General features: G+C 43.3%; 3 protein-coding genes and 1 pseudogene. 2 read left to right on the top strand and 2 right to left on the bottom strand.

What is annotated here, in order from left to right; genetic code table 11:
* Positions 1-139: 139 nt before the first annotated feature.
* Positions 140-256: pseudogene (locus CK510_RS33585) on the bottom strand (transposase); the annotation flags it as partial.
* Between CK510_RS33585 and CK510_RS31130 the strand changes: the two are divergent.
* Positions 238-753, top strand: a complete 516-nt coding sequence (locus CK510_RS31130; RefSeq protein ID WP_245912256.1) for a hypothetical protein — start codon at positions 238-240, stop codon at positions 751-753. The pseudogene CK510_RS33585 and the gene CK510_RS31130 sit on opposite strands and share 19 nt — an antisense overlap.
* 197 nt (positions 754-950) lie before the next feature.
* Here the strand turns inward: CK510_RS31130 and gltB are convergent, their stop codons facing one another.
* Positions 951-5729 (bottom strand): glutamate synthase large subunit, encoded by a 4779-nt coding sequence (gltB, locus tag CK510_RS21035; protein WP_095723565.1) that lies wholly within the window; start codon positions 5727-5729, stop codon positions 951-953.
* 786 nt (positions 5730-6515) lie between these two features.
* Here gltB and CK510_RS21030 point away from each other — a divergent pair.
* The coding region (locus CK510_RS21030) for a phosphodiester glycosidase family protein (protein WP_143289367.1) at positions 6516-8725 on the top strand (2210 nt) is incomplete at its 3' end.

The raw sequence follows: 8725 nt of genomic DNA, 5'->3' as shown, positions 1-8725 counted from the left end.
ATCCGTTTGAAATTAGCGATCGCTTGTGGGTAAAAAATCATCTTGAAGAAGATGAAGAAAAACTACGGTTTTCAACGTAGACGAGGTTTAATATTATTAATTTTGCTTGTTGAAAAGCCCAGTTTCTATCAGGAACGGGCTTTTTTAATTGTTCATCTGTACGTAAAATTTGTAATGCTTCTCGGATTGCCGACTCATTCTCGCCACCTTTTAGAATTGGGACAAAGGGAAGTAAAGATGGTAGTGGTTGTTGAAAAAGGAATCTTCGGTACTCAAGCCCTAAGTTTTCCCACACCAGAAAGCGACATCACCGCTACAGGTGCAAATCCTTCCTTAAGTGGAACCACAGAAATTAATACCCCTGATACTGACCCCACAAAGGGAATAATCGAATTACCAAATGATGTAGTTGATGTAAGTAACCAAATTGGTCAACTTTGCCCCAGAGGTTATGATGCTTTGATAAAACCTCTAAGCAGTTTCACCATAATTGGACATGGTAGTTTGCCACCAAGTCCATTAGAGCCGTTATGGGGTATGGCACGTATTCCTCTGGCGACTTTGGATGATGGAGGAAGAGTTGAAAGGGGAAGAAGACAAGAAATACGAGAAAATAAATCTTCCTCTACTACCGAAATTATTGAAGCACAGGGTTTGGTAAAAACTGCTGATGGTGGTATTGCTCTGGTGGCAAATGCAACTCCATCTGCTGGTAATACAGTTCCTAAATGTCCTCCCTATCATCGTCCATAATCAAAGGTTATTTGGGGTTTTTTCGTGGGAGAGAAACCCGGTTTCAGAGACTTTTGTACTGAATTTGGATTCTGCGTAGAGGAGCAACCGGGTTCCAAAGACCTCTCTCTGGTTTTCGCTAACGCTCAAACCTGTCCCTCTCCTGGGAGGAGAGGGATAGTCTGGAAGGCATTTTAAGGTAGGGAGGTCAAGCAATTTTACACGGGGCTTAATTGCTTTTCGTACTGGGGATTGGCTTCGGGACCATCGGCTTCTGATGGTGGTACAATTTGCCAGAATTTTGGTAGGTATTCTTGCCAGTTTTCCAAAATCATTTTCGCTTTCGGTGAACCCGTACGATCGCAATGTGCCCGAATCAAGTCTTGCAGTTGCTTTTCTCCTGCTTGGCTAGTGACTCGTTGAATTTTGACGATTTCTGGGTTGACTAATTCGGAGAATCCACTATTTTCATCTAAGAAGTATCCCAACCCCCCTGTCATCCCAGCAGCTACGTTACGTCCCACTTTACCCAAGACGACAACTACACCACCTGTCATGTATTCACAACAATGGTCTCCTGCTCCTTCGATGACGGCTGTGGCTTTGGAGTTCCGCACTGCAAACCGTTCTCCGGCTAACCCATTGGCATATAAGTATCCACCTGTTGCTCCATATAAACAGGTATTGCCAATAATCACATTTTGTGCTGGGTCGTAGATAGCAGCAGCATGGGGTTTGATGATGATTTCTCCACCATTCATGCCTTTACCTACATAGTCGTTTGCTTCACCTTCCAGACTCAGAATCATTCCCGGCAGATTAAAGGCACCAAAGCTCTGTCCGACGCTACCGTTGAAGTTGAGGTTGATTTGTCCCCCAAAACCATTGTCGCCGTATTTAGATGCGATCGCACCTGCTAATCTAGCTCCAACTGTGCGATCGGTGTTGACGACTTTCAGGTTCTTGGTGACGCTGGATTGGTTGCTAATGGCAGCTTGAATATCTGCATCGGCAAGTAATTTGTCATCTAAGACTGCTCCGTTGCTATGGACGACTTCATGCTGTAACCAAGTCCGGTTTTCGCGGGTATCGGGAAGCTTCAACAAGCAATCGAGGTTGAGTGCTGCGGTTTTGGTTAAATTTCTACCTGCACGGGTTGTCAACAAATCCGCACGTCCGACAACTTCAAGTAAGGAACGATAACCCAGACGTGCTAGCAAGCTGCGGACTTCTTCAGCGACAAAGTAGAAGAAATTCACCACATGTTCGGGCATTCCATTAAACCGTTTCCGCAGTTCTTCTTTTTGGGAAGCCACACCTACGGGACAATTATTTGTATGGCAAATCCGTGCCATTATACAGCCTTCGGCAATCATGGCAATGGAACCAAAGCCATATTCTTCAGCACCCATTAATGCGCCCATTAATACGTCCCAACCGCTCTTCAATCCACCATCAACCCGGAGAATTACTCTGTCCCGCAGTTGATTTTCCATCAAGACACGGTGGACTTCTGTTAATCCGAGTTCCCACGGTGAGCCTGCGTGTTTAATCGAACTTAGCGGCGATGCGCCTGTGCCGCCATCATGCCCAGAAACTTGAATGATATCAGCGTTAGCTTTCGCAACCCCAGCAGCGATTGTACCAATACCGATTTCCGCGACTAATTTCACCGAAACTTGGGCTTTGGGGTTGATTTGGTGCAGGTCAAAAATTAACTGTGCCAAATCTTCAATCGAGTAAATATCATGGTGTGGGGGTGGAGAAATCAAGGTGACACCGGGTTTGGAACGGCGTAACATGGCGATGTATGGGCTAACTTTCGCACCTGGTAACTGTCCACCTTCACCGGGTTTTGCACCTTGAGCAATTTTAATTTCAATTTGCTTGGCACTCATCAAGTATTCTGGTGTGACTCCGAATCGACCTGATGCGACTTGTTTGATGGAACTAGTGGCAGTGTCACCATTCCTTAACCCTTTCAAGTGGGGGAGGATTTGCGATCGCCCATCTTGAGCATCATCGACTATTTTGTAACGTACCGGGTCTTCCCCACCTTCCCCAGAATTAGATTTACCACCAATTCGATTCATTGCGATCGCGAGGGTTTCATGGGCTTCTCTAGATAATGCACCAAGGGACATTCCCCCAGTACAGAACCGTTTGACGATTTCGCTGACAGATTCCACTTCCTCGATGGGAATTGGTTTGCGATCGCTCTCAAAGTCGAGCAAATCCCGTAATGCTGTTACTGGTCGGTTTTGCAGGTGTTTCTGATAAACTTCGTAATGGTCGTATTGCTTGCCATCAACGGCTTTGTGCAGCGCTTTCGCTAATTCGGGGCTGTTCATATGGTACTCCCCACCAGGACGATACTGAACAAAGCCCAAGTTTTCCAACTTTTTGATTGTGATTTCGGGGAATGCTTTGCAGTGGAAGGATAAGATTTCCTGAGCAAGTTCACGGATACTCAAACCACCAATGCGAGAAGTAGTACCTTGGAATCCTAATTCTAATAAATCCCCACCAATGCCAATTGCCTCAAAGATTTGTGCCGCTTGGTAACTCGAAAGCAGGGAAATACCCATCTTCGAGAGAATTTTGAGTAACCCCGCTTCAATTGCCTTACGGTAATTCTTCTGAGCTTTGTCTAAGCTCATTGCTGTAATTTTACCCCGTTCCATGAATTGCTGGGTTTTCGGGTCTGCCCACCAATCCCCTACCGTTGCCAATGCCATATAAGGACAAACCGCAGCAGCTCCGTAACCAATCAAACAAGCGAAATGGTGGGTACTCCAGCACTGCGCTGTGTCAACGACTAAGGATGCTTGGGTTCTCAGCCCTTGCCGAATCAGGTGGTGGTGAACTGCACCAACTGCAAGTAATGGAGGAATATAGGTATTTTCTGCGCTGATACCTGGGTTACTTCTATCACTTAATATTAAAATTTCTGCCCCTGCCTTGATTGCCTCTGCCGCTTTGACTTGTAATGCTTCGACAGCAGCTTTTAAGCCATCGGAACCGGAGGAAATCGCCAATAGGGTTGATAATTCTTGGGTTTTAAACGATGAATTTTTGATTACTGCTAATTCATTGTTGAGTAAAACGGGTGAATCCAACTTTAGTCGTCGTGCATATTCGGGTTTAGGGTCGAGTAAATTACCCTTTTCACCTAGTTCAACCTTCAGCGACATGACTAAACTTTCCCGTAACGGGTCAATCGCTGGGTTTGTCACCTGGGCGAACCGTTGTTTGAAATAGTCGTACAACAAATGCGGCTTTTCTGACAATACCGCTAAAGGTATATCATCGCCCATGCAGAATGTGGCTTCTTTGCCATCCTGTGCCATTGGTTGAATTACCATTTCCACATCTTCGCTACTGTAACCGAAGGCTGTTTGTTGGTGCAGTAGGGTTTGACGATCAATATTTACTGGTTCTTTATTGCTGGTAATTTGTCCTTTGCCGTTTAAAGCATGACCAGTTATTGATGGTAAATGACCGTTGCCGTTACCGTTGCCGTTACCGTTACCATTACCATTACCATTACCATTACTATTGCCATTAACTAATAACGTTAATTCTTGACGATGCTTTAGCAACCATTCACCGTAGGGATGCTGCTTTGCAATGCGCTGCTTTATTTCCCAATTTTTCAATATTTCCGAGGTTTCCAGGTCAACAGCAATCATTTCCCCTGGACCCAAGCGACCTTTTTCGATGATATCTTCTTCGGGGAACTCTACTACACCAGCTTCCGATGCCACAACAATGTAGTCATCTTTGGTGATACAGTAACGAGCTGGTCTTAAACCATTGCGATCGAGGGTTGCTCCTACTTTTTGCCCATCACTAAAAACTAATAACGCTGGACCATCCCAAGCTTCTTGCATTCCACTGTAATATTCGTAGAAATCTACAATTTCAGGGTAATTACGTAGTTCAGGCTGGTTATTATAAGCTTCTGGAACCATAATCATTAATGCTTCCAAGGGGCTACGTCCCGATCGCACCATCACCTCAAAAACATTATCTAAGGTTGCCGAGTCGCTGTTATCAATTTGCACAAATGGCTTGAGTTCGTCAAAGCGATTTTCCCAAATTGGATGATTAAAGCTGGATTCACGCGCTGTCATCCAGTTGATATTACCGAGCAAAGTATTAATTTCACCATTATGACCCAACAACCGCATTGGTTGAGCTAAGTGCCATTTGGGCATGGTATTGGTGCTGAAACGACGGTGGTAAACCGCAAAAGCACTGGTAAAATCTGGGTTTTTGAGGTCGTCGTAAAAATCCCCCAGCACAGCCGATCGCACCATGCCTTTATAAACAATCGTCCGACTCGACAAGGAAGCTACGTAAATGTCTTGATAAAGATTTTTTACCGCTTTCACAAAACGACGACGAACTACGTATAACTGACGTTCGAGTTCATCACCGCTTTTATCTTCTGATACCAATAATACTTGTTGCATCAGAGGCAGATTTTCACGTGCCTGTATTCCTAATACATTCTGATTTACTGGAACTTCTCGCCAGCCCAGTACAGTTAATTTCTCTTCGGATGCTACTCGTTCAAATGTATTACGTATTTTATCTGATGTTTGGGAATCTTGAGGTAAAAAAAGCATCCCAACTGCATTTTTACCATTATTAGAAAAATCTATATTTTGTGCGGCAAGTGTATGTGATTTATTTAACAGTACAGACTGTTGGAACAACTGCCAAGGAATCGCAGTCAAAACACCAGCACCATCGCCAGAATCGCGATCGGCACTGCAACCACCACGGTGTTCCAAACAGGTTAAAGCTGATAAAGCTTTCTCGATAATTCCGTGGCTAGCTTGATTTCGACGATGGGCAATAAAGCCTACACCACAAGCATCACGTTCTTCTACCAACCATTTTTGCCCTTGATACATACACCTAGATGAACTATGGGAATTTTCCGAAATTGTCATTTTCCGCTCTTGATTTGTTGACTCGTTATTCATACACTATGCCTGATACCAACCCATTGTGATTTTTACTACTTGATTTTGACAATTTTGCGAATTTTTTTTTTCTAAACAAAGCAATCTAGAATTTAGTTAACACCGGAATTTAGAGAAAAAAAATTCTAACTTCGGGTTTTGTCTTTAAACTTTATACCCATGTTAAAATCATATCGCTATTTTTTTAGGTTTATGCTGAGTTCGGCAAACTACATCATTTTGCCTAAACAGTGTTTATTTATGCCTTACAAGTATTTATTTTCTCAATTTCCTTGTTCCTAATCAGAACTAAGTTTTTAGGTATAGTCTTTGAGACATACCTGAATCAAGTTAACGCAAAAAGCTTGACTAAATTCCTTAGCTGAAAATCTTCTCATTCAGCAACCAAATCAGCGTATTACACTACATACCCATTTGACAATTCCTAGCTAAATCTTTTGTTGCTAATCGATTTGTACCGATTATCCTTTGTCACCTGCATTGCTACTAGTTCTACCCCACTTAAGTAGCAACCACTGGTGAGGAATGAACATCTAAGTTCCCAACAATTACCAAGACTTTCGCCAATATTTGGCTTGCAGTTGCTTGATTTGCACTAGTGTTTTTAAGTACATCTATAGCGCATTTGCTCGATTAGGAAAATGCTTTTTGGCTTACAAGAGACAAAAGCCCACCCTTACATTATCACGTTCTTACTTAAAAGTAATGTCACTGTTTGCTGATATTTCCAAAAATTATTCAAGGTGTATTCTCATAATTCAACTTTCCAAAATAAGTAACAAAACAATGGATATAAAACCGCAAAAATACTTAGGAAAATCTCGTCGAAAAAACGTTGATGATTCTATTATCAAAGCTTCCCAGAAATGGCTCTTCCTGATAATTTCCAGCTTGCTGTCATTAACAACTGATAGTTATGTTATCAATGCTCAGACACCAACACCAGTAAAACCATCAATAACAGTTCCCAATAATCGGGGAACGATGCCGATGGGTAAAGCCTTACCTGAGGGCAAAACCCAGGCTCCGCGAGCGATACTCCGTAGAAGTGGTCTATCGACCATCGCAAATGGAAATCAGATATCTCTCAACGGTAGAATTGTTACAGGAGCATGGTTTCAGCGTCAAACAGGTAAAAACAAAATTACCACTCATATTGGAGATGGTTACTTAAAGCAGTTAATTGGTATAGACCTATTAGATACTAATATTCCCACAAAACAACCGATACAGTGGTTTTCTTCCCCAACAAAGCCGCAAATTTTGACAGCACAATTAGCAGGAAGTTTCCGCTATCTCGATATTACAAATTTAGCAAAAACATCAGGCTGGCAAATTCAAACGCAAGGTAATGTATTAAACCTCACTAGCCCGTCAACCAGAATTACCGCTATTAGCGAAGCTAGTTATACAGCCGCCACCCAAGTATTGATAGGAAATAGCAAACCGTCATTACCAGCACAGGTATCCAACCAGACAGCAGCAGCCAAAAGAGTCACTATCAAACTTGACAGACCAACACCTTGGCAAATAAGACAAGAATTACCAGCCAAAAGAGTTGTAGACCCAGATGCAGTTAACCCTCAACCAACAGCCCCTCCCAATCGGGAATGGACAATCATTCTCGATGGAATTGCTGACCCCGCATTAGTTCAGCGCTACACACCCATCACTCCAGCACCAACACCAGTAACACCATCTACATTCCCAGTAATTCCACCACTGCCGAATTTTGGAAAACAGCTATCCGTACCAGAACCGATACCTAGACCGATTCCAATTACCCCGCCGGAAGCCACAGTCAAACAAGTTGAAGTAGTTAACAATCAAACATTAATTCGCGTCAGTGTTCCCTTTGGTTTCGCACCTCGTATTCAATCAGAACCCAACAGCTTAATTGTCGAAATTCGTCCCGACGCATTAATACCCCGTAATATTGCTTGGGCAAATGGGTTGCGCTGGCGACAACAGTGGATGCAGTTAGGGCAAGAAAAATTCCCAGTAGTCTGGTTAGAAGCAAATCCCCGTAATGTCCAGCTAAGACCAATAGTTACAAACGCGGATACACTGATTGGTACAGCACCTTGGATTCAGACAGCGCCAAAATACTTAGCAGTAGCAGGTATTAACGGCGGTTATTTCAATCGGAATAATAAATATCCCTTGGGAGCAATTCGTAGCAACGGAAAATGGTTGTCGAGTCCAATATTAAATCGAGGTGCGATCGCATGGAATAATTCTGGACAATTTTACGTAGGTCGTCTCAGTCTCGAAGACAATTTAGTGACAACTGGACCCCAAGGAACAGTGAAAACCCCTATACTTTTCCTCAATAGTGGCTATGTTCAAAGTGGTATTGCCCGGTATACACCAGCTTGGGGTAATATTTACACACCACTTACCGACAATGAAACAATAATAGTTGTCCAAAAAAATCAAGTTACAAGCCAAGTAAAAGCAGGAAAAGCCGGAGAAAACCCTGTTGTAATTCCCCTCGACGGTTACTTACTGACATTGCGCGGAAAAATTAGCACTGCGACTGATTTATTTCCTACTGGTACAAACTTAAAAATAGAAAGCGCTACAGTACCCGCCGAATTTAACCGCTATCCCAACATTATTGGTGCAGGACCTTTACTAGTACAAAATCGTCAAATTGTCCTCGATGCCAAAGCCGAAAAATTTAGTGATGCATTTATTAGGGAAAAAGCTATACGTAGCGCCATCTGCACCACAGCCAACGGCACAGTCATTATCGCATCTACCCATAACCGCGCTGGAGGAGCAGGTCCAACCCTAGCGGAACATGCCCAACTCATGCAGAAAATGGGATGTGTTAACGCGCTGAATTTAGACGGAGGAAGCTCTACAAGTCTTTACTTAGGGGGGCAACTCATCGATCGTTCTCCCAGCACCGCAGCCCGTGTTCATAATGGTATTGTTATTTTCCCCTTTCCCCATACGAGAATAATCATCTTGGAAGCGAATAATATCGT

Source organism: Brunnivagina elsteri CCALA 953 (assembly GCF_002289455.1).
GTDB lineage: Bacteria > Cyanobacteriota > Cyanobacteriia > Cyanobacteriales > Nostocaceae > Brunnivagina > Brunnivagina elsteri.
The sequence above is the reverse complement of the archived record's forward strand: the minus strand, read 5'-3'. Positions and strand labels throughout refer to the sequence as shown.